The organism is Sporosarcina ureilytica (assembly GCF_001753205.1).
Taxonomy (GTDB): domain Bacteria; phylum Bacillota; class Bacilli; order Bacillales_A; family Planococcaceae; genus Sporosarcina; species Sporosarcina ureilytica.
In genome coordinates this window covers 2,651,959-2,676,439 of the sequence record NZ_CP017560.1, presented here as the reverse complement: position 1 = coordinate 2,676,439, position 24,481 = coordinate 2,651,959, and the positions used below count along the sequence as shown (strand labels likewise).

27 protein-coding genes are annotated in these 24,481 nt (G+C 38.6%); 15 read left to right on the top strand and 12 right to left on the bottom strand.

What is annotated here, in order from left to right; translation table 11 throughout:
• Nucleotides 1–137 precede the first annotated feature (137 nt).
• From BI350_RS13260 to BI350_RS13240, 5 genes are read right to left on the bottom strand one after another with little or no spacing between them, the layout of a single operon-like run.
• The gene (locus BI350_RS13260) at nt 138–1,211 is read right to left on the bottom strand and encodes an ABC transporter substrate-binding protein (RefSeq protein WP_075528569.1); all 1,074 of its coding nucleotides are present in this window, start codon (nt 1,209–1,211) and stop codon (nt 138–140) included.
• The gene (locus BI350_RS13255; protein ID WP_075528568.1) at nt 1,208–2,008 is read right to left on the bottom strand and encodes an ABC transporter permease; all 801 of its coding nucleotides are present in this window, start codon (nt 2,006–2,008) and stop codon (nt 1,208–1,210) included. Before BI350_RS13255 ends, BI350_RS13260 begins: the two co-directional genes overlap by 4 nt.
• Nucleotides 1,992–2,816, bottom strand: a complete 825-nt coding sequence (locus tag BI350_RS13250) for an ABC transporter permease (protein ID WP_075528567.1) — start codon at nt 2,814–2,816, stop codon at nt 1,992–1,994. The genes BI350_RS13255 and BI350_RS13250 overlap by 17 nt, the downstream gene beginning before the upstream one ends.
• The gene (locus BI350_RS13245; protein ID WP_075528566.1) at nt 2,806–3,912 is read right to left on the bottom strand and encodes an ABC transporter ATP-binding protein; all 1,107 of its coding nucleotides are present in this window, start codon (nt 3,910–3,912) and stop codon (nt 2,806–2,808) included. Before BI350_RS13245 ends, BI350_RS13250 begins: the two co-directional genes overlap by 11 nt.
• Before the next feature lie 36 nt (nt 3,913–3,948).
• Nucleotides 3,949–4,491: a helix-turn-helix domain-containing protein gene (locus tag BI350_RS13240; protein ID WP_075528565.1), complete on the bottom strand. Its 543-nt coding sequence runs from the start codon at nt 4,489–4,491 to the stop codon at nt 3,949–3,951.
• Nucleotides 4,492–4,717: 226 nt separating this feature from the next.
• Between BI350_RS13240 and BI350_RS13235 the strand changes: the two genes are divergently transcribed.
• The 3 genes from BI350_RS13235 (at nt 4,718) to BI350_RS13225 (ending at nt 6,672) form a co-directional block, all read left to right on the top strand.
• A complete protein-coding gene (locus BI350_RS13235) occupies nt 4,718–5,050 on the top strand; it encodes a hypothetical protein (RefSeq protein WP_082295077.1) in 333 nt (110 codons plus the stop codon).
• A 118-nt stretch (nt 5,051–5,168) separates the two neighbouring features.
• Nucleotides 5,169–5,687 (top strand): peroxiredoxin, encoded by a 519-nt coding sequence (locus tag BI350_RS13230; RefSeq protein ID WP_075528564.1) that lies wholly within the window; start codon nt 5,169–5,171, stop codon nt 5,685–5,687.
• Between the two features lie 325 nt (nt 5,688–6,012).
• Nucleotides 6,013–6,672 carry a potassium channel family protein gene (locus tag BI350_RS13225; protein ID WP_075528563.1) on the top strand — a complete coding sequence of 220 codons (660 nt, stop codon included), beginning with the start codon at nt 6,013–6,015 and terminating at the stop codon, nt 6,670–6,672.
• Between the two features lie 43 nt (nt 6,673–6,715).
• Here BI350_RS13225 and rnjA read toward each other — a convergent pair whose 3' ends face one another.
• The 3 genes from rnjA to def all read right to left on the bottom strand — a co-directional run bounded on the left by rnjA (nt 6,716) and on the right by def (nt 9,427).
• Nucleotides 6,716–8,383 (bottom strand): ribonuclease J1, encoded by a 1,668-nt coding sequence (rnjA, locus tag BI350_RS13220; protein ID WP_075528562.1) that lies wholly within the window; start codon nt 8,381–8,383, stop codon nt 6,716–6,718.
• Between the two features lie 3 nt (nt 8,384–8,386).
• Nucleotides 8,387–8,596, bottom strand: coding sequence for a DNA-dependent RNA polymerase subunit epsilon (locus BI350_RS13215; RefSeq protein WP_075528561.1), 210 nt, complete (start codon nt 8,594–8,596; stop codon nt 8,387–8,389).
• Between the two features lie 273 nt (nt 8,597–8,869).
• The gene (gene def, locus BI350_RS13210) at nt 8,870–9,427 is read right to left on the bottom strand and encodes a peptide deformylase (RefSeq protein WP_075528560.1); all 558 of its coding nucleotides are present in this window, start codon (nt 9,425–9,427) and stop codon (nt 8,870–8,872) included.
• 285 nt (nt 9,428–9,712) lie between these two features.
• On the opposite strand from def, the gene BI350_RS13205 reads away from it, so the two are divergent.
• The 8 genes from BI350_RS13205 to BI350_RS13170 all read left to right on the top strand — a co-directional run bounded on the left by BI350_RS13205 (nt 9,713) and on the right by BI350_RS13170 (nt 18,934).
• Nucleotides 9,713–10,360, top strand: a complete 648-nt coding sequence (locus BI350_RS13205) for a YkyA family protein (RefSeq protein ID WP_075528559.1) — start codon at nt 9,713–9,715, stop codon at nt 10,358–10,360.
• A 271-nt stretch (nt 10,361–10,631) separates the two neighbouring features.
• Nucleotides 10,632–11,747, top strand: coding sequence for a pyruvate dehydrogenase (acetyl-transferring) E1 component subunit alpha (gene pdhA, locus BI350_RS13200; protein ID WP_075528558.1), 1,116 nt, complete (start codon nt 10,632–10,634; stop codon nt 11,745–11,747).
• 3 nt (nt 11,748–11,750) lie between these two features.
• Nucleotides 11,751–12,728 (top strand): alpha-ketoacid dehydrogenase subunit beta, encoded by a 978-nt coding sequence (locus tag BI350_RS13195; protein ID WP_075528557.1) that lies wholly within the window; start codon nt 11,751–11,753, stop codon nt 12,726–12,728.
• 46 nt (nt 12,729–12,774) lie between these two features.
• Nucleotides 12,775–14,091: a dihydrolipoamide acetyltransferase family protein gene (locus tag BI350_RS13190; protein WP_075528556.1), complete on the top strand. Its 1,317-nt coding sequence runs from the start codon at nt 12,775–12,777 to the stop codon at nt 14,089–14,091.
• A 3-nt stretch (nt 14,092–14,094) separates the two neighbouring features.
• Complete coding sequence (gene lpdA, locus BI350_RS13185) at nt 14,095–15,501, top strand: dihydrolipoyl dehydrogenase (RefSeq protein WP_075528555.1); 1,407 nt, start codon at nt 14,095–14,097, stop codon at nt 15,499–15,501.
• A gap of 1,239 nt (nt 15,502–16,740) precedes the next feature.
• Complete coding sequence (locus BI350_RS13180) at nt 16,741–17,556, top strand: polysaccharide deacetylase family protein (RefSeq protein ID WP_075528554.1); 816 nt, start codon at nt 16,741–16,743, stop codon at nt 17,554–17,556.
• A 125-nt stretch (nt 17,557–17,681) separates the two neighbouring features.
• A complete protein-coding gene (locus tag BI350_RS13175; protein WP_075528553.1) occupies nt 17,682–18,644 on the top strand; it encodes an NAD(P)H-dependent flavin oxidoreductase in 963 nt (320 codons plus the stop codon).
• Nucleotides 18,645–18,661: 17 nt separating this feature from the next.
• Nucleotides 18,662–18,934 carry a UPF0223 family protein gene (locus BI350_RS13170; protein WP_075528552.1) on the top strand — a complete coding sequence of 91 codons (273 nt, stop codon included), beginning with the start codon at nt 18,662–18,664 and terminating at the stop codon, nt 18,932–18,934.
• Between the two features lie 186 nt (nt 18,935–19,120).
• Here BI350_RS13170 and BI350_RS13165 read toward each other — a convergent pair whose 3' ends face one another.
• Nucleotides 19,121–19,741: a YktB family protein gene (locus BI350_RS13165; RefSeq protein ID WP_075528551.1), complete on the bottom strand. Its 621-nt coding sequence runs from the start codon at nt 19,739–19,741 to the stop codon at nt 19,121–19,123.
• A gap of 159 nt (nt 19,742–19,900) precedes the next feature.
• On the opposite strand from BI350_RS13165, the gene BI350_RS13160 reads away from it, so the two are divergent.
• Nucleotides 19,901–20,098, top strand: coding sequence for a hypothetical protein (locus BI350_RS13160; RefSeq protein ID WP_075528550.1), 198 nt, complete (start codon nt 19,901–19,903; stop codon nt 20,096–20,098).
• Between the two features lie 113 nt (nt 20,099–20,211).
• Nucleotides 20,212–21,006, top strand: coding sequence for an inositol monophosphatase family protein (locus BI350_RS13155; RefSeq protein WP_075528549.1), 795 nt, complete (start codon nt 20,212–20,214; stop codon nt 21,004–21,006).
• An 80-nt stretch (nt 21,007–21,086) separates the two neighbouring features.
• Here the strand turns inward: BI350_RS13155 and BI350_RS13150 are convergent, their stop codons facing one another.
• The gene (locus BI350_RS13150) at nt 21,087–21,272 is read right to left on the bottom strand and encodes a YlaF family protein (RefSeq protein WP_075528548.1); all 186 of its coding nucleotides are present in this window, start codon (nt 21,270–21,272) and stop codon (nt 21,087–21,089) included.
• 98 nt (nt 21,273–21,370) lie between these two features.
• On the opposite strand from BI350_RS13150, the gene typA reads away from it, so the two are divergent.
• Together typA and BI350_RS13140 are read left to right on the top strand one after the other, a co-directional pair.
• Nucleotides 21,371–23,212, top strand: a complete 1,842-nt coding sequence (gene typA, locus BI350_RS13145) for a translational GTPase TypA (RefSeq protein WP_075528547.1) — start codon at nt 21,371–21,373, stop codon at nt 23,210–23,212.
• A 32-nt stretch (nt 23,213–23,244) separates the two neighbouring features.
• Nucleotides 23,245–23,610: a YlaH-like family protein gene (locus BI350_RS13140; RefSeq protein WP_075528546.1), complete on the top strand. Its 366-nt coding sequence runs from the start codon at nt 23,245–23,247 to the stop codon at nt 23,608–23,610.
• Between the two features lie 58 nt (nt 23,611–23,668).
• Here the strand turns inward: BI350_RS13140 and BI350_RS13135 are convergent, their stop codons facing one another.
• Nucleotides 23,669–23,872 carry a YlaI family protein gene (locus BI350_RS13135; RefSeq protein WP_075528545.1) on the bottom strand — a complete coding sequence of 68 codons (204 nt, stop codon included), beginning with the start codon at nt 23,870–23,872 and terminating at the stop codon, nt 23,669–23,671.
• A gap of 18 nt (nt 23,873–23,890) precedes the next feature.
• A complete protein-coding gene (locus BI350_RS13130) occupies nt 23,891–24,391 on the bottom strand; it encodes a hypothetical protein (protein WP_075528544.1) in 501 nt (166 codons plus the stop codon).
• Nucleotides 24,392–24,481: the final 90 nt, after the last annotated feature.

The following is a 24,481-nucleotide window of genomic DNA, read 5'->3' as shown; positions in this document are numbered from 1 at the left end:
GATAATTCGTGTCACTAAATTATCTTAGCATACGTAGCAGTTTAAAAACACTTTACATGACTGAACGATGAGATTTGTTTAGTTTCGTTTATATAAAAAAGCGGAAGCATATAGATTCATGCTTCCACTTTAATCGGTTATTTTCGGTTCATTTTAAATTCAAGAAAGAGTTCGTTATAATGCCCCAACATCTCAAGCCCTAAATTTCGATAGACTTCAAGATGATTTCTCGTTTCCTCATCAGGATAGAAACGTTCATCTTCAATAACTTCAGCATCCATAAAATCGAGTGCTGATAAATTCGGCGTTGAATAACCAACGTAGTCTGCGTTTTGAGCTGCGACTTCTGGGTCTAGCATGAAATTAATAAATGCATGCGCCCCTTCAATATTCGAAGCCGTTCGCGGGATGACCATATTGTCAAACCATAAATTTGAGCCTTCTTCGGGAACGATGTAATCGATATCTTCATTTTCATACATCATATCGGCAGCTTGACCCGACCAAGTAAGAGCGATGCTTGCTTCACCATTCACCATCAATTGCGTAACTTCATCGCCAATAATTGCTTTCACGTTAGGTTTCAGCTTATTCAACTTATCTGTCGCTTCACGTAATTCATCAAGGTTTGTGGAGTTTAAGGAATAATGCAATGAATTTAAACCCATTCCAATCGTCTCACGAGCGCTGTCCACAAGAATGACTTGTTGCTTCAAAGAAGGATCCCATAAATTATCCCAGCTTTCAAACGTTTGTCCCTCTAGTAATGTAGGATTAAAAGCAATTCCTACTGTTCCCCAAAAATATGGCAGTGAGTATTCATTACCAGAATCAAAGGGTAAATTTAAAAAATACGGGTCAATATGTTTCACATTCGGTATTTTGCTGTAATCTAGCGGAATTAATAAATCTTTTTCTTTCATCATTTCAATCATGTATTCTGAAGGCATAGAAATATCATAAGAGGTTCCGCCTTGTTCAATTTTCCCCATCATCCCTTCGTTTGAATCGAAAGTTTCATAAATTACTTTGAAACCAGTTTCTTCCTCAAATTGCATTAATAAATCAGGGTCAATATATTCTCCCCAGTTATAAACTGTTATCGTATTTTTATTCCCGCTGCCTCCGCCTTCATTGAGCTTCATATTGATGGATAATAAAATCCCGGAGATAAAAAGTATTATGATTGCTCCACGTACGATCTCTTTCATTTTCTCACCCCTACAAGTACGGACTTCGTTTTACGACTGATTGCGTAATAACCGATGACCAACGCAACTGTAATGATGAAAATGAGTCCAGACAAAGCATTGATCGTCAAAGTAATGCCTGCTCTTGCCATTGAATAAATTTCTACAGATAACGTTGAGAAACCATTGCCGGTAACGAAAAAAGTAACCGCAAAATCATCCAAAGAATACGTAAGTGCAAGGAAAAAACCAGCAAATATGCCGGGCTTAATAAAAGGAATAATCACCCGTGTTAAAACGTCTCGCTTAGACGCACCTAAATCAACGGCTGCATCGATTAATGACGGGCTCATTTCTTGTAGTTTAGGCAGTACCATAATAACGACAATTGGGATACTAAACGCAATATGTGAAATTAACACAGAAATAAATCCAAGTTTAATGCCAATCATTGTAAATAAAATTAAAAAAGAGGCACCGATAATTACGTCGGGACTGACAATTAAAATATTATTTAATGATAAAACGGCTTTGCGCATGGATTTATTACGTGTAAACATGATTGCTAACGCACCGAGCACGCCAATCGCAGTAGAAATGAGTGCGGATAAGAGAGCGACAACGACAGTATTAATTAAAATAATAATAAGTCGTTTATCTTCAAATACCGCAGCGTAATGTTCTAACGTAAATGATTCAAAATTCGACATACCGCCGCCTGAGTTGAACGAATAGTAAATCAAATAAAAGATTGGTGCATACAAAATTAAAAATACGATTGCCAAATAGATTTTTGGTAGTTTATTTAATTTTACCATTTATTGTCGTCCCCCTTTCGCTTGCATTCGTTAATAACATAATGATGAACATGAATAATATGAGAAACACAGCGATAGTGGACCCCATTCCCCAGTTTTGGGTAACGAGAAACTGTTGTTCAATCGCAGTTCCAAGTGTAATGACTTTATTACCCGCAATCAGTCGCGTAATCATAAATAAGGAGAGGGCAGGGATAAAGACGACTTGAATGCCTGACTTTACACCGTTTATCGTTAAAGGCCAAATGACTTTTGTGAATGTCGTCCAATGACTTGCACCGAGGTCGCGTGCCGCATCGATTAAGGTTGGATTTAATTTATCAAGCGCATTAAAAATCGGTAAAATCATAAATGGAATAAAAATATAAACGGATACAAATACAAAGCTAAAATCAGTAAAGAGTAACTGTTTTTGGCCAATCCCTATCACTTCGAAGAATGCATTAATTGGTCCATATAATCCGAAAAGTCCAATAAAAGCGTACGTTTTTAACAGTAAATTAATCCATGATGGAATAATAATGAGCAGTAACCAAAGTTGTTTATGCTTCGTTTTTGTTAAAAAGTAAGCGGTTGGATAAGAAAAAAGCAATGAGAAAAATGTAATTAAAAATGCATACCAAAAAGAACTTATTGTCAATGTAAAATACGTGGAAGTGAAAAAATTCAAATAATTATCCAACGTAAAGTTACCAGTGATATCGAAAAATGAATAATACAAAATGAGTAAAATGGGTGCAATGACAAAAAGAATAAGCCAGCTTGCGTAAGGAACGGAATAAATAGGTCTTAAGAGTTTATTGTTCATTTGCAGCAACCTCATAAGATTCTAAGCGAGCATCAAATTCTTCTTCTGTTTCATTGAGTCTCATTACATGGATATCTTCTGGATCAAAATCTAACCCAATTTGACTGCCAACTTCGGCTTTTTTTGTAGAATGAACGAGCCATTCATTGCCATCATTATCATAAGTAGAAAGTTCATAATGAACACCACGAAATAATTGTGTATCTACGGTTACGTTCAATTTACCTTTATCGACCGTTGTTAATTCTAAGTCTTCCGGACGTATGACAATATCTACTTTTTCGTTTGGATTTAAGCCTTGGTCAACGCATTCAAAGGTTTTACCGGTAAATTGGACTAGATAGTCATCCAACATCCTGCCAGGTACAATATTCGACTCACCAATAAAATCAGCGACAAATCGATTAATCGGCTCATCGTAAATATCAAGAGGTGTTCCAGATTGTTGAATTTCACCAGCATTCATCACGAAGATTTCATCGGACATTGCAAGTGCTTCCTCTTGGTCATGCGTAACGAAAACGAATGTTTTGCCAAGACGTTGCTGTAATTCACGAAGTTCATATTGCATTTCTGTTCGTAATTTTAAGTCTAACGCTGAAAGTGGTTCATCTAATAAAATAACATCTGGGTCGTTTACAATTGCACGTGCAATTGCTACTCGTTGACGCTGCCCACCAGACATCTCAGAAATTTCACGTGTCTCATAGCCTTCTAGGTTTACGAACTTAAGGGCTTCTAGCACACGTTCTTTGATTTCGCTTTTTTTCACTTTTTTAATGCGGAGTCCAAAAGCGATATTTTCAAATACATTGAGGTGAGGGAATAGTGCATAGTCTTGGAACACCGTATTTACCTTCCGCTCATTTGCCGGAATATCATTAATTTTTTTCTCGTTAAAATAGATAGCCCCTTCAGTTGGTTCAATAAAACCAGCGATTAAACGTAAAATGGTTGTTTTGCCGCAACCAGATGGGCCGAGTAATGTGTAAAATTTTCCGCGTTCCATTTCAAAGGATACGTTGTTAAGAATCGTTGTGTCCTCGTCATATTTTTTAGTCACTTGTTCAAAACGAATAATTGGTTTAGTTGTCAAAATGATCACTCCTTTAGATTTCCGAAAGCATGTCCTTCATAGATAAGATTCTGTTGCAACAAGAATAATAGTAGTCTTGCCTTTATTAATATTTGTCAATCGATGTTGTTCGGAGGCATCATAATATACAGCGTCACCTTCTGAAGCTGAATAAATACTATCTCCTAATTCTATTTGTACTTTTCCTGTCTGTACGTAAATAAAAGTCTCTGACGAAGAAGGTTCGAATAATTTAAATTGTCCTTGCTGTTCGAATTCAATTTGTACTGGATCCATTTCATTTTCATTTGAACGGGGAACAAGCCAACGGATTTTATATTTTAAATCATTGTCAGCATAAACGATTTGCTCATCCTTGGTATACACGACTTTCACATTTTTTTTAGTTTCATCAAAAAAGTCTTTAGGTGTTGTTCCCAGAACTTCAAGTAACGCGAAAAGTGTTTCAATTGAAGGGGAGTTTAATTCTCTTTCCAGTTGGGATATATGCCCCTTCGTTAAATCTGTACGTTCTGCCAATTCCTCTTGTGTTAATCCTTTTTTTAAGCGTAAACTTTTAATTTTTTTGCCGATTTCCATAAAAAATCTTCCTTTTTTAAAAGAGAGTTTAGTTTTACTTTACTTTAAGTTTATTATAAAGCGTTTTAATTATACGAGAAATACTTCAAAAATCAAGCATTATTTTCGAGAAATATAGTTTTTTTATTTCTAAATTGGAGAGATAAACGCTATACTAATACTTAGAAATAAATGGACTAGGAAATAGGGGTACACATATCAATTGTTGTAAAAGGAGGGGTACGGATTGGGGAAAAAAATGATACTTTATTTAGACCCAGATGACCGTCAGTGGACCATGGAAGACTTGGGGGTAAGTTTGGATAGGATTGAGATGTCAGCGACAAAAAAGCATGCAATCGAAGGTACTTTTTTGATGAAGGATGGAGAGGTCTATGATTCACATGAGGTAGCTAACTGCTGTATCATATGCCTTAATCCGTTAGCCTATAATGATGAGTATGATGCTCATTTTTGTACCACTTGTGATGAATGGCGTGAAGAAACATGTATTGACCCGACATGTGAATACTGTTTAGAAAGACCTAAAAAACCATCCCATTGTAAAGAAGGTTATTAATTTTTTAAAATGTGTATGAAAACCGATTAATAAAATTGTTCCCGCTTTAGTATTCTAGTAAAGGATTATGTGAAAAACGACGTCTTATTACGATAGAATCCGATGGAGGGATATTTTTATGAACGTACGCATGGTTGGAAAGCAAGCGCCTTTATTTTCAATGAATGCAGTCATGGCCGATAAAACTTTTGGCAAAGTAAGTCTCGAAGAAAATATGAAAAATGGCAAGTGGACCATTTTATTTTTCTACCCATTGAACTTTTCGTTTGTGTCTCCAACAGAAATTACCGCCATGTCAGACCGATACCATGAGTTTGAAAAATTAGATACTGTAATCATCGGTGTGTCAACGGATACGATTCATACACATTTAGCTTGGATCAACACAGACCGAAAAGACAATGGACTTGAACAATTAAAATTTCCGTTAGCCACAGATAGAAATCATGTTGTATCAAGAAAGTACGCTGTTTTAAAGGAAGAAGAAGGGATGACCCTTCATGGATTATTTATCATTGACCCAAATGGGATTTTACAATATCAAACGATGTATCGTCATCAAATTGGTCGTGATGTAGATGAAACGTTGCGCGTCTTACAAGCATTGAAAACTGCTGAACAAAGTACGATTCGCTAGAAATTGTTTTTGTATAAGAACTAGTCCGTCATTTCCAAGCAGGCGGCTATGGTACGGCTGCATTAGAAAATGTATCAAGCGTTCTACATGAAGTGAAGAGTGATTAGAATATTATTAATGAACAGCTCTAGCAAGGCGTAAGTTGCGCTGCTAAAGCTGTTTTTCATGTTTATACATATTTAACTTTCAAACCATGCCACAGAGTATTTCTCGATTTAATTGAGCTTATTAAGATATGTATGCTAAACTAATTGCACGTTTAGGAAGATTCAAATGAAAAACATTTTCTAGGTGCATGATTGAAGGTGGAAGGAGAAATTATGACATGAAGAAAGAATTTGTAGTAATTGGACTTGGAAGGTTTGGAGGAAGTATCGTCTCCGAATTAATCGAATTAGGAGCAAATGTCATGGCGATTGATATAACACCTTCTAAAGTAGATGAGTATGCAGATATTGCAACGCAAGCAGTGGTCGCAGATACAACAGATGAGTCTGCCCTATTATCACTTGGCATTCGAAATTTCCAGCATGTTATCGTGGCGATTGGTGAAAATATTCAAGCGAGTATTTTGACGACGTTAATTTTAAAAGAAATTGGTGTTCCGAAACTCACTGTTAAAGCGCAAAATGAATATCATAAAAAATTATTGGAAAAACTCGGCGCAGATCATATTGTTCGACCTGAACGTGATATGGGGATACGAGTGGCCAATAATGTATTATCGAATAATATTCTTGATTATCTTGAGTTGTCGGACGACCATTCAATTGCAGAGATAATTGTTGACGGAAGAGTTTCAGGACGTACACTAATTGACTTAAATATTCGAGCGAGATACGGGATAAACATTGTTGCCATTAAACGTCAAGAGTCGATAATTGTTTCACCGCAAGCAGAAGAAAAGATACTTGAAGGGGACGTATTAATCGTCATCGGCTCAGATTTAGATATTCATAGCTTTGAGAAGAAATTTTTCCATTAAGCAAATAATAAAACCGAAGTGCACAGAGCACTTCGGTTTTTTATTATACTTCTAAGATGACAGGGAGGACCATTGGTTTACGCTCTGTTTTGTCGTATAAGTAAGGTCCTAAAACATCAATCATTTCAGTTTTTAATGCTGGAATTTGAACAGCTGAATTTGAAAGTTTTCGTTGTACATGTTTGCTTAACATTCGCTGAGCTTCTTGAATCATTTCGCCAGACTCACGCATGTAAACAAATCCTCTTGAAATAAGATCCGGACCTGAAACGATGCGGTTTTTCTTTTTGTCAATCGTAGCAACTACAATCACCAAACCGTCCTCTGAAAGCATCTTACGGTCCCGTAACACGACATTTCCAATATCTCCAATTCCGCTACCGTCGATATAGACATCGCCTGATGGGATACGTCCTGCACGTCTAGCACTATTTTCAGTCAGTGCTAGTACGTCACCATTACTTAATACAAATGTATTTTCTTCCTGAATATCGCAATCGACAGCGAGTTCTGTATGCATTTTCATCATACGATACTCACCGTGAATGGGCATAAAATATTTCGGCTTCATAAGTCTAAGCATCAGTTTTTGTTCTTCTTGAGAACCATGACCGGAAGTATGAATATTATTTAAAGAACCATGCAACACTTCGGCTCCGGCACGGAACAACGCGTTAATTGTCTTATTAATACTTAGTGTATTTCCCGGTATTGGGGAAGATGAGAATATTACCGTATCACCAGGATGAATTTGTACTTGTCGATGCGTCCCGTTAGCAATCCGTGATAGAGCCGCCATCGGTTCTCCTTGGCTACCTGTACAGAGAATCATGACTTCGCTTGCTTGAAGTCGATTTAAAGAATGTGTATCAATGAACAATTCTTCTGGTGCGTCAATATAGCCAAGTTCACGACCGATTCGTATCGCATTATCCATACTTCGTCCAAAAACTGCAATTTTACGGCCATGTTCTTGTGCTGCTTCAATGACCTGTTGCAATCTATGGATATTAGAAGCGAACGTTGCAAAAATAATACGGCCATTCACTTTTCTAAAGATTTCATTTAGGCTGTCGCCAACCTTACGTTCAGAAAGGGTGAAGTTTGGTACTTCGGCATTTGTACTATCCGATAATAAACAGAGTACGCCTTCGCCACCAATTTTCGCCATTTTCGTTAAGTCGGCAGGCTCTCCAACGGGCGTAAAATCGAATTTAAAGTCTCCCGTATGGACAATGTTTCCAGAAGGCGTTTTGACAACAACGCCAAAAGCATCAGGAATACTGTGTGCAGTTCTGTAAAATGTAACAGACGTTTTACGGAACTTAATCACATCATCTTCATCGATTGGAATCATTTTAGTTGAACGTAGTAGGCCATGTTCCTCAAGCTTATTACGCAGTAATCCAAGAGCAAGTTTTCCGCCATAAACAGGTACATTTACTTTGCGAAGTAAATAAGGAATTCCACCGATATGGTCTTCATGCCCATGTGTAATAAAAAGTCCTTTAATTTTGTCAACATTTCTTTCTAAATAGGAGTAATCGGGTATCACATAATCGATTCCGAGTAACTCATCTTCAGGAAACTTAATACCGGCGTCAATTAAGATGATTTCGTCTTGAAACTGGACACCGTACGTATTTTTTCCGATTTCGCCTAGTCCGCCTAGAGCGAAAACGCCTGTTTCATTATTTTTAATCACGTTCATTTCTTAAGCCTTCACAAGCTCGAAGTGTGGTGAAGCTTGCTCATGTTCAAGGTGTTTACCTTCTAATAACTGGATATATTCAATATTGAGATTTCGGCCTTTTAGTAATTGACGAATTTCTCTTTCTGAGCCAGCTTCAACATACATGCTTTTTGTATTTTCGCGGACTGGTACTTCTAGCACGTTTTCTTGATAATAAACTTTATAGATCATTTTTTTGCTCTCCTTTTTAAACGCTCAATTGAAATCTTTCTCTCTATATTATCACGTCATATCATTAAAATAAAGAAAAGCCGACCAAATATTGGGGGCGGCTTAAAAATTTATGCAATCGTCTTTTTTCCGAGTATGCCATTGAGCCGTTTCAACACTTTGCGTTTTAGGCGCTTGTACATGGCCATATCACTCCTTAACAGATATTATATCCTGTTCTGAACTTTCTGTCAAGTCGTATGGTGTTCAATAACGAGTAGTTTGCGCACTTTATTAATTTCGTTCGAATGGAATTGCGTTAGGAATCTCTTTAAACGGATGTTTACTATCTATATGGTCGTAAAACATGATGCCATCTAAATGGTCAAGTTCGTGTTGGAATGCGATTGATGCGAGTCCCTTTAGTCTTTTCTTGAATTCATTGCCATCTAAGTCAAATGCTTTAATCGTAATGCGTGCATAACGTGGAACATATCCGTCTACGTTTCTATCAACCGATAGGCAACCTTCGCCTGAAGTTAAATATGTTAGTTCAACGGAATGACTTACGATTTTTGGGTTTACTGCAACGAAACTGAGTGGCTCACCTTTTACTTCTGTAATGTGTAGTGCAAACATTCGAACGGATGCATTTACTTGAGGTGCAGCAAGTCCGATGCCAGGACGTAACTGATATTTCTCGGACAGTTCCGGGTCTTGGCTGTTTTTTAGGTACTCAAGCATATTTTCTCCCAATTTTCTATCCTGTTCAGTTAGCGGGAGTCTCACTTCCTCGGCTCGTTTCCGTAACGAAGGATGACCTTCGCGGACGATGTCTTTCATTAAAATCATGTTTCAACTTCCTTTCAGCCTTTTAGTTATATACAACAGTATAATCGAATGATAATTAGCTTGAAAGGATTTCAATGTATACTTTAGTCAATTTCATAATCCAATCTATTCGCTGCGCCGATAGAATATATAGTTTGGGTAATTATGAAATTGCCTCTGTTGAGTTAAACCGTTCTCAACTATATATTCTAACAGCTTAGCGGTTTTAGGTAATTATGAAATTGACTCACTTGAATAAATTTAAATTAACTACTATAATTCATAAGAAATCGGGGGGATATTGTTGTGAGGAAATACATGCTGATGATTGTTTTAAGTGTCATGTTTGTATTATCAGGTTGTACATTAGGTTCAACAATCGAAGATGAACTTTCGAATGTATTATCAGAAATGCATGAAGCTGAAAAAACGTACCGTGACGGTCTAAAAGACTTAACTAAAATTGAACAAACCGAACAAAATCTTTTTAATCAAACGATGGAGCTATCGCAAGAAGAAAATGAAAAACTAAAAACCAATATCGAAGAAATGAAAGCATTACTTAAAAAACGAAAAATACATATTAAAGAAGAAACAAAATCAATGGAAAGTGCAATGAAGTTAGTCTCTGATATAGATAAAATCGAGAAAAAATCAGAGGGCGATACAAAAGCTGAAGTCGTGAAGTTAAAAAATGCAATTGATCATCGCTATCAAACTCATACAATATTTGTAGATAAATATGAGAAGTTAACAAAGTTACAAGGTGAACTATATGAAATGCTCCTTGTTGAAGAGATAGATATAACAAAACTTGAACAAAAAGTTGAGGCGTTGAATGCACAAAATGATGAAGTGACTAATGCGATAAAAGAATTTAACGAGGCAACGAACAGCTTAAACGAAACAAAAGATGCAGCGTTTGCATATTTCAAGAAGAATAAAAGTAAATAAGTATGGATAAATCGGGTACGGTATTAAGACGTACTCGTTTTTTTTTATGAGAATGACTAATTAGCAAACCATCTGATGCAATACAGCCTCGCTGTTGTATTAGTACAGATTGTTATAAAATGTTAATTTAGAAAACTTTAAAACCAATAGAAGTTAGGGATTCCAATAGTTTGACCGCGTAATCAAAGTTGAGTATACTTGAAGGGAAGTAAGTTGTACTAATGTCTATGTAATTAATTCATAATACAGTTATAAAGGAGAGTTGCCGAAAATGGCTGCAAAAAACGACAAGCAGTTTGATCCTGTGAAAACGCTTCACGAGATTGAAGAGAAGTTTGAGATGGTTCAAATTTTGAATGAAGACGGCGAAATTGTGAATAAAGATTTGGATCCAAAAATGAAAGATGAGGAACTGGTAGAGTTAATGACACGTATGGTTTATACCCGTGTGTTAGACCAACGTTCAATTTCGTTAAACCGTCAAGGACGTTTAGGATTCTACGCGCCAACTGCAGGACAAGAAGCGTCACAGTTAGCGTCACATTTTGCATTAGAGAAAGAGGATTTTATTTTACCGGGATATCGTGATGTTCCTCAAATGATTTGGCACGGTCTGCCGTTATCAATGGCGTTTTTATGGTCACGTGGACATTACCAAGGAAGCGTCATTCCTGAAGGGGTAAATGTATTCCCCCCACAAATTATTATAGGTGCACAATATATTCAAGCTGCGGGTGTAGCGCTTGGTTTCCAGAAACGAGGCAAAAAAGCTGTTGCAATGACCTATACAGGTGACGGCGGTACTTCACAAGGTGACTTCTATGAAGGAATTAACTTTGCGGGTGCGTATAATTCACCAGCAATCTTCGTTATTCAAAATAACCAATATGCGATTTCTACGCCACGTAATCTTCAAACTGCTGCTAAGACGCTGGCACAAAAAGGGATTGCCGCAGGAATTCCAAGCATCTTTGTAGATGGAATGGACCCACTTGCGGTATATGCAGCAACGAAAGACGCTCGTGAACGTGCAATTAACGGAGAAGGTCCAACTGTGATTGAGACATATTGTTACCGTTATGGTCCGCATACAATGGCTGGGGACGATCCAACTCGTTACCGTACTTCAGAAACGGACAGTGAGTGGGAGAAACGCGATCCGCTCGTTCGCTTCCGTAAATACCTTGAAGCAAAAGGCATTTGGAGCAAAGAGCAAGAAGAACAAGTAATTGAAAAAGCAACTGAAGAAATTAGAGAAGCAATTAAAGAAGCAGATGCGGCTCCTCGTCAAAAAGTGAGCGATTTTATTAACATTATGTATAAAGGCGAGCTTCCATATAACTTGAAGGAACAGCTCGAAATCTACACAGAGAAGGAGTCGAAGTAACCGATGGCACAAATGACGATGATTCAAGCAATTAACGATGCAATGAAAACCGAGTTAAAAAATGATGAAAACGTTCTCGTCTTCGGTGAAGACGTTGGTAATAATGGTGGTGTATTTAGAGCGACTGAAGGTTTGCAAAAAGAATTTGGAGAAGACCGTGTTTTTGATACACCGCTAGGAGAGTCTGGTATTGGTGGACTTGCAATTGGTTTATCATTAACAGGTTTCCGTCCAGTCATGGAAATTCAATTCTTCGGTTTTGTTTACGAAGTGATGGATTCCATCAGTGGACAACTTGCACGTATGCAATTTAGAAGTGGTGGACGTTTCAATGGACCAGTTACCATTCGTTCTCCATTCGGTGGCGGTGTTGCAACGCCTGAAATGCACGCGGATAGCCTTGAAGGATTAATGGCGCAACAACCAGGTGTTACAGTTGTGATTCCATCAACGCCATACGATGCAAAGGGACTACTTATTTCAGCGATTCGTGATGAAAACCCTGTAGTTTACCTTGAACATATGAAGTTATACCGTTCATTTAGAGAGGAAGTTCCTGAAGAGGCGTACACAATCCCACTTGGAAAAGCAGATGTAAAGCGTGAAGGGACAGACCTATCTATTATCACATATGGTGCGATGGTGCATGAGAGCTTGAAAGCAGCTGAAGCATTAGAAAAAGAAGGCCATTCTGTTGAAGTAATTGACTTACGTACAGTACAGCCGCTTGATATTGAAACAATTATTGCGTCCGTTGAAAAGACAAACCGTGCGATTGTTGTTCAAGAAGCACAAAAACAAGCAGGTATTGCAGCAAACGTAGTTTCAGAAATTACGGAGCGCGCAATTTTAAGTCTTGAAGCGCCGGTTCTACGTGTAGCGGCACCAGATACAATTTATCCGTATGCACAAGGTGAGAACGCTTGGTTACCAGATGCAAATGATATTGCAGAAACTGCGAAAAAAGTATTGACGTTTTAATTAATGAGACAAAAGGAAGATAGAAAAAGTAGGAAGGGTGAATCATGTGGCATATGTATTCCGTTTACCTGACATTGGAGAGGGTATCCATGAAGGTGAAATTGTAAAGTGGCATGTTGAAGAAGGCCAAAAAATTGATGAAGATGATATACTTTGTGAAATTCAAAACGACAAAGCTGTAGTTGAAATACCATCTCCGGTTGCTGGAACTGTTGAGAAACTTCTAGTTGCTGAAGGTACAGTATCTGTAGTTGGAGATTCATTAATTCAAATTGATGCACCAGGATATGAGCATCTATTTGAAGAAGATTCTGCCGATACAGAAGAACAAGTACAAGCGACAGCTGAAAAAGGTCAAGAAGTTGAAAAAGAAGAAGTGAAGGCAGACGAGCAGAAATCTACTTCACCGTCAATTACACAAAAAGCAGATGTTGATCCGAACCGTCGTGTGATCGCAATGCCATCTGTACGTAAATTTGCACGTCAGAATGACGTAGATATTCGTCAAGTTGCGGGTTCCGGGAAAAATGGGCGAGTGCTTAAAGAAGATATTGAAGCGTTCATGAGTGGGGGGCAGACTTCTGGTGAACAACCAGCGGCACAGTCAGCTGAACAACCAGCAGCAGTAGCTGAACAGCAACCAGTATCACTTGAAGGTGAGTTCCCAGAAACGCGTGAAAAAATCTCTAGCATGAGAAAAGTTATCGCAAAAGCGATGGTAAACTCGAAACATACGGCTCCGCATGTTACATTATTAGATGAAGTAGATGTTACTGAACTTGTTGCGCACCGCAATAAATTCAAAGGCATCGCGGCAGAGAAAGATATTAAGCTTACGTATTTGCCATATATTGTTAAGGCGCTTGTAAGCACTTTGCGTGAATTCCCAGAGCTTAATACATCTTACGACGATGCAACTGAGGAAGTCATTCAAAAGCATTATTACAATATCGGAATTGCAGCAGATACGGACCGCGGACTTCTCGTACCTGTCATTAAACATGCAGATCGTAAATCGGTCTTTGCGATTTCGAAGGAGATTAGCGAACTTGCAGTGAAGGCGCGTGACGGTAAGTTGTCATTAGCTGAAATGAGTGGCGCATCCTGTTCGATTACTAATATTGGTTCCGCAGGTGGACAATGGTTTACACCAATCATTAATCACCCTGAAGTAGCCATTCTTGGTATTGGACGAATTGCTGAAAAGCCAGTCGTTAAAGATGGTGAGATCGTTGCAGCACCGATGCTCGCACTATCACTCGTATTCGACCACAGAATGATGGACGGAGCTACAGCACAACACGCACTGAATCACATTAAGAGATTGCTAAACAATCCAGAACTATTATTAATGGAGGCGTAAAAAATGGTTGTAGGAGATTTTCCAGTTGAAGTTGACACGCTCGTTATCGGTTCTGGCCCTGGAGGTTATGTCGCTGCAATTCGCGCGGCACAACTGGGCCAAAAAGTAACAATTGTTGAGAAAGACAAGCTTGGTGGCGTTTGTTTAAACGTCGGTTGTATTCCATCAAAAGCGTTAATTTCTGTAGGACAACGTTTTGTTAGTGCGAAGGAATCAGACGCAATGGGGATTTCTGCATCAGATGTAAAACTAGATTTCACGAAAGCACAAGAATTCAAAGACGGTGTTGTATCGAGACTAACAGGCGGCGTTGAAGGGTTGCTTAAAGGGAATAAAGTTGACATCGTGAACGGTGAAGCTTATTTCGTTGATGAAAACACTGTACGTGTGATGGATGAAAAATCCGCACAAACATACAAGTTTAAAAACGCAATTGTAGCAACTGGTGCACGTCCAGTCGAAATTCCAAGTTTCAAATTTTCCAAGCGCGTTCTTAGCTCAACAGGCGCTTTAGCCCTTACGGAATTACCGGGTAAGCTAGTTGTTATCGGTGGGGGGTACATCGGTACTGAGTTAGGGTCTTCGTACGCAAACCTTGGATCAGAAGTAACGATTATTGAAGGTGCAAAAGACATTTTAGCAGGATTCGAAAAACAAATGACACAATTAGTCAAACGTGGCTTGAAGAAAAAAGGTGTGGAAATTGTAACGAAGGCATCTGCTAAAGGTGTAGAAGAAACAGAGAATGGTGTTACGGTTACATACGAAGTGGGCGGAGAAGAGAAAACAGTTGAAGCAGACTACGTATTAGTTACTGTTGGTCGTCGTCCGAATACGGATGAACTAGGACTTGAGCAAGTTGGCGTGAAAATGGATGACCGCGGACTTGTTGAAGTAGACAAGCAATGTCGTACGAATGTTAGCTCAATCTATGCAATTGGTGATATTGTAGCAGGTCCACAACTAGCACATAAAGCATCATACGAAGCGAAAATTGCTGCGGAAGCGATTTCAGGTGAAAAGTCTGAAGTTGATTACTTAGCGATTCCGGCGGTGTGCTTCACAGAACCTGAACTTGCAACAGTTGGTCTGAATGAGCAACAGGCAAAAGATGAAGGATATGAAGTGACTGCAGGTCGTTTCCCATATGCTGCAAACGGACGTGCAATCGCACTTGATTCAACAGATGGATTTGTGAAACTTGTTGCGCGCAAAGAAGATGGACTTCTACTAGGCGCTCAAATCGTTGGTCAGAACGCGTCAGATATGATTTCTGAACTTGGTCTTGCAATCGAAGCAGGCATGACGCTTGAAGACATTGCGATGACAATTCACGCGCACCCGACACTAGGGGAAATTACGATGGAAGCAGCGGAAGTTGCTCTTGGTAAACCAATCCATATGATGTAATAATAGGAATGAATTGCCTACGAGGATATCCTTGTAGGCTTTTTTAGATTTGTATAATCATAGTGTTATGCATAGTGGCGTATAGAATAGCTGTTTTTTAGCATAAAGATTTTAACGAGTATGAGTAAAATGTTTGTGGGGGATAAATAAAAATTCCACAACACAATTAATCTCCGTTCCAATCGGACGCTTTCCGCGGGCACGGCTTCAATCTCCTCGTCGCTGCGCTCCTGCGGGGCAAAAGCCTTCTGTATAATTTTGCAAAGACCGCAAAATTATACAAACCGAACCCTTCGCTGTTCGGCTAGCTCGCGCTGTTCCCGCTGGAAGAGCCGTCACGAAGAACGGCTTTTGCGACCAAAAAGCGAAGCGTTTGAGAGCACTCGCCGATTTCCACTCCGATTAATTGGGGTGCACATGGAATTATTAAGATTTAAAAGCATGAAAAAAGGGCTCTTTATATAGTGAAGTTTGCACACAAACACTATAGTAGAGAACCCACATGATTATAAATAACATGAAATTACCGACATTGAAAGAGATTGAAACAGATTTATTTAGAACACTTCTACAAACATATAGATGCATTCAGCCAACTCTTAACAGAGTTAGATCAGATACTCGGAGAACCGCGATAAAGAGCGCTTTCAATTGAAGGGCAGTCTTATAGAAGTGCTTCCACATTAGAAGAACTTCTAGGCTACTCAGTAATTAGTCATGAATCAATTCGCCAACATCTTCTGCAAATAGAAGTAATGCTGAGTCCTTCGGTGACTAGGACTTCAAGGAATTTGAATCAAGTAGATTATTTTTTATAAAGGAAATCTATGTGGGTTATTTGTATTTTCAGAAACTGATGTATAAGGAATCTCTGTTGATTGGAGTGCAGAGCGAGAGCCGTAACGAAGAACGGCTTTTGCGACCGAAAAGCGAAGCGTTTGGGAGCAGGAATGTATAACAGGATGCCTTAATTTCTACACAAACCGCAGAAATACGGCAAATCGCAATCTACGTTTTGCGATTGGCTCACCGCACGCCCCACGGAACGCGTCCGCTCGGAACGGAAATCAACGTGGTTTATTTGGCATGTTTAAAAACGGATTACTAAAATGTTCAAGAAGAGAAAACCTCAGATTAAAATAGTGCCCCAAAAACTTGACTCAATCATTTAACGAATCAACTAGCGGGTATCTATCATTATATTGTATGATGAAAAACGGATTGAAAGGGTGGTACACAATGAGCAAACGTTTTATCTACATACTTACAATGCTAATTTTACTATTGGCAGCCTGTACACAGGAAAACAAGGAAGTGTTAGAAGGTGAAAGTGAAGACGCGACAGTAGCGGAAGAACAAGTGAGTGAAGATGAAGAAGATAAAAATCTAGAAGAGGTCTCGTATGTTGAGGATGATGAAATCAAGCCGCTTTACTTACTAGATAAAAGCTGGGGATTTCAACCGATTGACGATGCGAATTCAAAAGTGGTATTGCTTACAATTGATGATGCACCAGATAAATATGCACTTTATATGGCAAAAACGTTAAAAGAGCTGGATGTACCAGCCATTTTTTTCGTAAATGGACATTTTCTAAATACCGATGAAGAAAAGGCGGTTTTAAAGGAAATTTATGAAATGGGATTTACGATTGGCAATCACACAAAAACACATGCGAACCTACAACAATTATCTGAGGTTGAGCAAAAAGATGAAATCGTTTCCGTGAGTGATGTAGTAGAGCAAGTCATTGGTGAACGTCCAAAGTTTTTCCGCGCTCCATTTGGACAAAACACCGATTATAGTAAAGAAATTGTAGCGGATGATGGCATGTTGTTAATGAACTGGACGTATGGTTATGATTGGGAAAAACAGTATATGGAAGCGGAAGCGTTGGCAGATATTATGGTGAACACTGAATTCATGCGTGATGGGGCGAATTTATTAATGCATGACCGGGAGTGGACGGCTGCAGCCTTAAAGGACATTGTTGAAGGATTACGTGCGAAAGGCTATGACTTTATTGATCCGGAAACGATTCAAGGTGTTGAGTGAACGCAAGGATGAATTCATAAGTCGAGCCAAATGGTTGGATAAGGTCAAATTGACTTATTCGACCTTTTTAAAAGGATTTTATTAGCTCATGACGAATGAGTATTGTGTGGAGGTGCATTCTAAAAATGGAATGGAAAACAAGGGTAACAGAAAGTTTAGGAATTAAATATCCAATTATTCAAGGTGGTTTAGCTTATTTAGCTTATGCAGATCTGTGTGCTGCGGTATCAAACGCGGGAGGACTGGGGCAAATTACAGCGATGAGTTTGGGATCTCCAGATGCGCTACGTGAAGAAATTCAAAAAGTGAAAAAGATGACAGATAAACCATTTGGAGTCAACTTTGCTATTGGACAACACGGACGCCCATATTCACATATGATCGATGTTGCGTTGGAAGAAGGTGTTGAAGTGATGTCGATCACTGGTGGAAATCCAACGCCTTTTTTTGAACAGCTTCAAAATACGAATGTTAAGAAGCTAGTTCTTGTTGCAGCGAAGCGCCAAGCGGTCAAAGCTGAAGAGTTAGGTGCGGATGCTGTCATGGTCGTTGGCCAAGAGGGTGGCGGCCATTTAGGTCGTGATGATGTCGGGACAATGGTATTGACACCTCAAGTTGTCGATGCAGTGTCCATCCCTGTTATCGCTTCAGGTGGCATTGGCGATGGCCGTGGCTGGATGGCGGCGCATGCGCTAGGTGCTGAAGGAATTGAGATGGGAACACGATTTATAGCGACGAAAGAGTGTGTCCACGCTTCAGAAGCATACATAGATGCTTTATTATCGAGCAGTGAAACGGATACAACGATTATTAAACGCTCACTCGGTGCACCCGCACGTGCAATTTCAGGGCCGTGGACGGAGAAAATCTTACAATTGGAAAGCGAAAAAGCTGACTATGAGGCATTAAAAGATTATATTAGTGGTGCAGCAAACCGTAAGTTTATTTATGACGGCGATGTGGAAAGCGGCTTCGGTTGGGCGGGACAAGTAACGGGTCTCATCCATGACGTCCCTTCAGTTGCGGAATTATTTGAACGAATGGTAAAGGAAGCTGAAAAAATCCGGGAAAATTGGAATTTTGGATAATGTGAGGTGAAGTTTAAATGGATTATAATTATCCGCTACGTGGTGATTGGTCTACGGATGAAATTATCGCGGTAACTTCTTTTTATACAGTAATTGAAAGAGCTTACGAAGAAGGCGTTCAACGCACGGAAGTTTTAGAGGCTTACCGAGAATTCAAGAAAATTGTTCCATCAATGTCAGAAGAAAAAACATTGTTTAGAGAGTTTGAACAAGCAAGTGGTTATAAGAGTTATCCAATTGTAAGAGATGCACGAAATAGTGATGGAGACAAATTAATCAAAGGAACATAAAAGAGAATGAAAAGCAAGCTTGTAGACAAAGTCAAAGTTGACTTTGTCTACATTTGTTTTGCTGGATTATGGCCACTAAAAAATTAAAGTTTGCAAAAACACAGTATAATTTTTAAGAAATGCATACACTAACTACACATAGAGTGATAACAATAAATTAAAAATAAATCATTTAGTCGACTACATTTATCCAATGATGACATCGTATATGGGAAGAAGTCGCTCAACGGTTTCTTTGGCGAATGTTATAAATTGTTTTTCGCTCATTTTGGTTGCATCTTCTTTAGTTAAGTGACGGCCAACTAAGAATTCAGCTTTCTTTACTGATTGAAGTCTTGTTAATAATTTTTCAAGATTTTCTTGGCTTATGTACTGAGCATCGGGTTTCATATGATCGCCGGAAACGATAAATGTATCTGGCAAAGCTAGAAGTTTATTGGTATTAAGCTCAAGTCTTTCAGCGATGCCTTTTTTATCTGGATTTTCATAAATGACAGCGATAATAATAAAGAGATGTGTATTCCAAAGTCCAATTTGAAAATGAGGCAAAGCTTTATAACCTCTTTTAGAAGGTGCGATTGCGACCCAGCTATCTGTAGGGGGATTGACGGTTCTACGTGCATGTTTTGCAACATGTGGGAAAAATTCATCACGCCCACGCGCGGATAGTCGATCTGCAAAATGCCGTCCGAGTATTTCGAACTTTGGTTGAACAAGCGTTTGCAAAGCTCCCATTCTATTCGCGAGACCATCTATGGTAAATACATCAAAATCATCTGCCGTCCAAAAATAGTGATTCGAATTCATACTTCCTATCTCCTTTAAATAATTTACGTTTATCATAACAGAAACTTGGGAATAATAAATTTTACAAGGCGTAAGACTAGAATATATTCCTTGAACTGCATATCTTAATGATAATAGACGGAATAGTGAAACACATCAAATTTAGAAGGGGTGTTTTTAATGAAACAAGTCGTGCATGTGATACGAAAAGCGGATGTTGAAAAAGAATATGTGAAAGTACTCCAACTTGAACTTGATTATGAACTGGCGACTTTGTTCGATGCAATTCAGCGAAAAGATGAAATGGAAGAGCGGAAAAGTAAAAAAAGGCTAGCCGAAATCCATCGTGAGCTAGAAACTTTAAATGGTTTTGCGTAATGGTTTCAAAAAAAAAAGACATTCGGTTGCACAATCTCGAATTGAGAACGGTGTAAACGAGTGTCTTTTTTGCTATACTTATAAAAGGAGCAATAGGGAAGGGCTGAAATGAATTGGACTGGGGATTAATTGATCGTTACGCAAAATCTTTAATAAAAGAAGCTGGACATAAGATTAGGTTGTCATTTTTTGATCACATACATATTGACTCGAAATCAAATGCAAATGATTTAGTGACAAATATCGATCGAGAGATTGAGCAGTTTTTTATCGAACAGATTCAGACGTCATTTCCTGGCCATAAAATATTGGGGGAAGAAGGATTTGGGGATGAGATTAAATCGTTAAATGGGACGATCTGGATAGTTGATCCGATTGATGGAACGATGAATTTTGTACACCAAAAACGTAACTTTGCAATTTCATTAGGCATTTATCAAGATGGCGTTGGAATACTTGGCTATATTTACGATGTGTTAAGAGATGAATTATATACCGCTAAAAGAGGGGAAGGCGCTTATGTGAATGATGAGCGGCTACCTAAATTGGGGGTAGCGTCTATAGAAGAATCAATCATCGGAATTAATGCAAGATGGGTGGTACCAAATCGTTATATTGATCATGAAAAGTTGCTTGGCTTAATCCAGGATTGTCGTGGAACGCGTTCCTATGGTTCGGCGGCGCTTGAACTTGCATATGTATCATCTGGTAAATTAGGTGCATACGTATCCATGCGGCTATCGCCTTGGGATATTGCGGGCGGCATGGTCATTGCACAAGAGGTTGGTGCGATTTCGACGAATCTAGAAGGAGAAACGCCTTCCTTACTTGGTCCAGAGCCATTTATTGTCGCACGAGCAGGTTTGCATGATGAATTGTTAATGAAGTATATACAGAGGAAAAGATAAAAATAGCCGAAAATCATTACGGATTTTCGGCAGGGAATATGTATCTTTATTCAACGAATCACCACACTAGAAAGTGTATGTCAAAGGGTACCCAATTCACGCATTTTCTTTTTCGTTTTAAACCCATATCCCATAATGAAAATTAATGCAACGATGGATAGGATAATGCCGAAGAGACTGCTAAGCGCTACAGAGACACCAATTGAACACATGGCTAAAACGGCTGCAATTGAGTATAGCACGAAAACCCATTTTATATCTTTCAATCAAAACCCTCCGTCTATTCTGATAAATTCTAAATTATTGTTTCATATGCTATAATAACACAGTTACGCATACTTAAAAAGATTAATGGAGTGAAATCATGACAACAGAACGTACTGATTTAAGAAATATCGCAATTATTGCCCACGTCGATCACGGAAAAACGACACTTGTCGATCAGTTGTTAAAGCAGTCCGGTATATTCCGTACAAATGAACAAGTCGAAGATCGTGCAATGGATTCGGATGATATCGAACGTGAACGTGGAATAACTATTTTAGCAAAAAACACTGCAATTGAATACAAAGATACAAAAATTAACATCCTTGATACGCCAGGTCACGCGGATTTTGGTGGGGAAGTTGAACGGATTCTAAAAATGGTTGACGGAGTTATTTTAGTTGTAGATTCTTACGAAGGTTGTATGCCGCAAACTCGCTTTGTTTTGAAAAAAGCATTAGAGCAAAACCTAAAACCAATCGTCGTTGTGAATAAAATCGATCGTGAATTTGCAAGACCTGAAGAAGTGGTAGATGAAGTATTAGAGTTGTTTATTGAACTTGATGCAAATGATGAGCAACTTGAGTTTCCTGTCATTTATGCTTCAGGATTCAATGGTACTGCAAGTTTATCACCAGATCCTGCTGAACAAGAAGACACTTTAGAGGTTCTTTATGATGCCATTTTAGAAAATATTCCTGCACCAATTAATAATCATGATGAGCCGTTGCAATTCCAAGTATCGCTCTTAGATTATAGCGATTATGTTGGTCGAATTGGAATTGGACGAGTATTCCGTGGGACGATAAAAGTTGGACAACAAGTATCTGTAATTAAACGTGACGGGGCGATTAAAAATTTCCGTATTACGAAATTATCAGGCTTTCTTGGGTTGAAACGCGTAGAAATTCAAGAAGCATATGCAGGGGATTTAGTAGCGGTCTCAGGCATTGAAGGTATTGATGTTAGCGATACAATTTGTCCGGTTGAACATCCTGAAGCACTGCCAACGCTTCATATTGATGAACCGACTTTACAAATGCAGTTTTTGGTAAATAACAGCCCATTCGCGGGTCGTGAAGGTAAATGGGTGACTTCAAGTAAAATTGAAGAACGTTTAAACCAGCAGCTTCAAACAGATGTCTCACTACGTGTAGAGTCGTCGGGAGCGGATTCGTGGATCGTATCGGGTCGGGGAGAATTACATTTATCCATTTTAATTGAAAATATGCGACGAGAAGGATTTGAATTGCAAGTTTCGAAACCTCAAGTCGTTGTGCGAGAAATCGATGGTGTGAAATGTGAGCCGATAGAAAGAGTTCAAATCGAAGTACCTGAAGAACATACAGGATCCGTAATTGAATCAATCGGTCAACGAAAAGGCGAAATGATTGATATGGTAAATAACGGTACAGGAACTGTTCGTTTAGTGTTTAACGTTCCTGCTCGTGGATTAATTGGCTATACGACTGAATTCCTAACGTTGACAAGAGGGTATGGTATTTTGAATCATACTTTTGAAAGTTATCAACCAATGGTGACAGGAAATGTCGGAGGACGTACACATGGTGTGCTTGTGTCGATGGAGAATGGCAAGGCAACACCTTATGGTATTTTGCATGTAGAAGAACGTGGGACGATTTTTGTTGAGCCAGGTACAGAAGTATACGAGGGTATGATTGTTGGAGAAAATAGTCGGGATAATGATCTAACAGTGAATTTGACAAGAGCAAAACAAATGACTAATATTCGATCAGCAACAAAAGACCAAACTGTCACTATTAAAAAGCCGAAAATCATGACACTTGAAGAATCACTTGAATACTTAAACGATGACGAATACTGTGAAGTAACACCAGAGTCTATTCGTTTACGTAAGAAGATTCTTGGAAAAAGCGAACGTGATCGTGCAACGAAAAGAGCAGCAAAAAATAAAGAATGACTTTTGTCATGACGATGAAAGGAATGAGTTAAATGAATCCTCAAGAAACTGAGTTTGTATTTGGACGAATGTCGGGGATTTCACGATTCATTTATGAAATATTAGGGTCTCCTACTGTAACTGGTGACATGGATTATACGATAGCTGGATATGTACTATTTGCAGTTGTTTTCTTAATGTCTGCATTAGTCTATAAATTAGGCTTCGCAAAGAAGTTGAAAATTTACCAAAGTGTAATAATCTATACATTCCTGTTTTTAGGATGTCTCGTATTGACATTCCTTGCATTTTTCTTACCTATTGTCGAAGGGTTAATTGTTGCAGCGCTCATCTTAATCATTTATCGGGTACGTCGGATGAATGAATATAAGGGTGAAGAGACAGATTCAATTGCTTAATTTAATCGCAATGAAAAAGGCGTTCGAGTTACTCGAACGCCTTTTAAATTATAGAAAGTTAAAAGTTTTTTTCTATTGGATGCGAGCTACGACGAAAAATGAAATTACCAGTCGCTACCCGTGCTAAAGTTTTCTGTTCAATTCTTTTGTTACAGTCGGCGCACATAAATGTATGAATAGGTCGATTCCGCAATTTTTTTGCGAGTGCATCGTGATCAGGAAGTTGGCCGATTTCATCGCAAATAACACATTTAACGCGCATATCTAAGCACCTCCTAAATTAAGCAATATTTACTTCGATAACGTTTTTAATTGGCTCATCTTTATTTGAACCATCTTTTAGAAGAACGTGTACTGGACCGTCCTCGCGAATCGGCTTCCCGTCAATGCTGTATTTTAAAATGAAATCATCTACCATTTGAATTGGAAATGAGAAATCTTTATTTGTTTCAGTTTTAAATGTAATTGTAGTTGCTGCTTCATTTGGTTCCGCATTTTTTAAAAAGTGATGTAAATAAATCCCATACGTACCTGTAATATCTTTTGACTCTTCAAATTGTCTTTCTGTTTCTAATGTTGGAGGGAAGGTAGCTCCTTCCATAATTTCGCGAGACCAATGCTTTCCAATTGCTCTTTTATATTCCTCGAGTTCATCTTTCTCAATATAATCTTTGGTGAAAAAAGAATCTAAGTCAATGCGACGATCGTCAAAGATCCATATTCCTGGGTCTAGTGTAATAGAATGAAGAACGTTTCCTGTAATTTGAATGACTGTTTTCATTATTGCATCCCCCTACATAAATAACGAGCTACTGTCAGTATACCTTTTTCTTGAATATGTGAAAAGGGTAAGCGTGTCAAATCAGTGAAT

Coding starts and splice junctions, on each gene's coding strand:
- BI350_RS13260 (WP_075528569.1), bottom strand. CDS start 1,211: ATGAAAGAGATCGTACGTGGAGCAATCATAATACTTTTTATCTCCGGG.
- BI350_RS13255 (WP_075528568.1), bottom strand. CDS start 2,008: ATGGTAAAATTAAATAAACTACCAAAAATCTATTTGGCAATCGTATTT.
- BI350_RS13250 (WP_075528567.1), bottom strand. CDS start 2,816: ATGAACAATAAACTCTTAAGACCTATTTATTCCGTTCCTTACGCAAGC.
- BI350_RS13240 (WP_075528565.1), bottom strand. CDS start 4,491: ATGGAAATCGGCAAAAAAATTAAAAGTTTACGCTTAAAAAAAGGATTA.
- BI350_RS13230 (WP_075528564.1), top strand. CDS start 5,169: ATGAACGTACGCATGGTTGGAAAGCAAGCGCCTTTATTTTCAATGAAT.
- BI350_RS13225 (WP_075528563.1), top strand. CDS start 6,013: ATGAAGAAAGAATTTGTAGTAATTGGACTTGGAAGGTTTGGAGGAAGT.
- rnjA (WP_075528562.1), bottom strand. CDS start 8,383: ATGAACGTGATTAAAAATAATGAAACAGGCGTTTTCGCTCTAGGCGGA.
- BI350_RS13215 (WP_075528561.1), bottom strand. CDS start 8,596: ATGATCTATAAAGTTTATTATCAAGAAAACGTGCTAGAAGTACCAGTC.
- def (WP_075528560.1), bottom strand. CDS start 9,427: ATGATTTTAATGAAAGACATCGTCCGCGAAGGTCATCCTTCGTTACGG.
- pdhA (WP_075528558.1), top strand. CDS start 10,632: ATGGCTGCAAAAAACGACAAGCAGTTTGATCCTGTGAAAACGCTTCAC.
- BI350_RS13195 (WP_075528557.1), top strand. CDS start 11,751: ATGGCACAAATGACGATGATTCAAGCAATTAACGATGCAATGAAAACC.
- lpdA (WP_075528555.1), top strand. CDS start 14,095: ATGGTTGTAGGAGATTTTCCAGTTGAAGTTGACACGCTCGTTATCGGT.
- BI350_RS13180 (WP_075528554.1), top strand. CDS start 16,741: ATGAGCAAACGTTTTATCTACATACTTACAATGCTAATTTTACTATTG.
- BI350_RS13175 (WP_075528553.1), top strand. CDS start 17,682: ATGGAATGGAAAACAAGGGTAACAGAAAGTTTAGGAATTAAATATCCA.
- BI350_RS13170 (WP_075528552.1), top strand. CDS start 18,662: ATGGATTATAATTATCCGCTACGTGGTGATTGGTCTACGGATGAAATT.
- BI350_RS13165 (WP_075528551.1), bottom strand. CDS start 19,741: ATGAATTCGAATCACTATTTTTGGACGGCAGATGATTTTGATGTATTT.
- BI350_RS13160 (WP_075528550.1), top strand. CDS start 19,901: ATGAAACAAGTCGTGCATGTGATACGAAAAGCGGATGTTGAAAAAGAA.
- typA (WP_075528547.1), top strand. CDS start 21,371: ATGACAACAGAACGTACTGATTTAAGAAATATCGCAATTATTGCCCAC.
- BI350_RS13140 (WP_075528546.1), top strand. CDS start 23,245: ATGAATCCTCAAGAAACTGAGTTTGTATTTGGACGAATGTCGGGGATT.
- BI350_RS13135 (WP_075528545.1), bottom strand. CDS start 23,872: ATGCGCGTTAAATGTGTTATTTGCGATGAAATCGGCCAACTTCCTGAT.
- BI350_RS13130 (WP_075528544.1), bottom strand. CDS start 24,391: ATGAAAACAGTCATTCAAATTACAGGAAACGTTCTTCATTCTATTACA.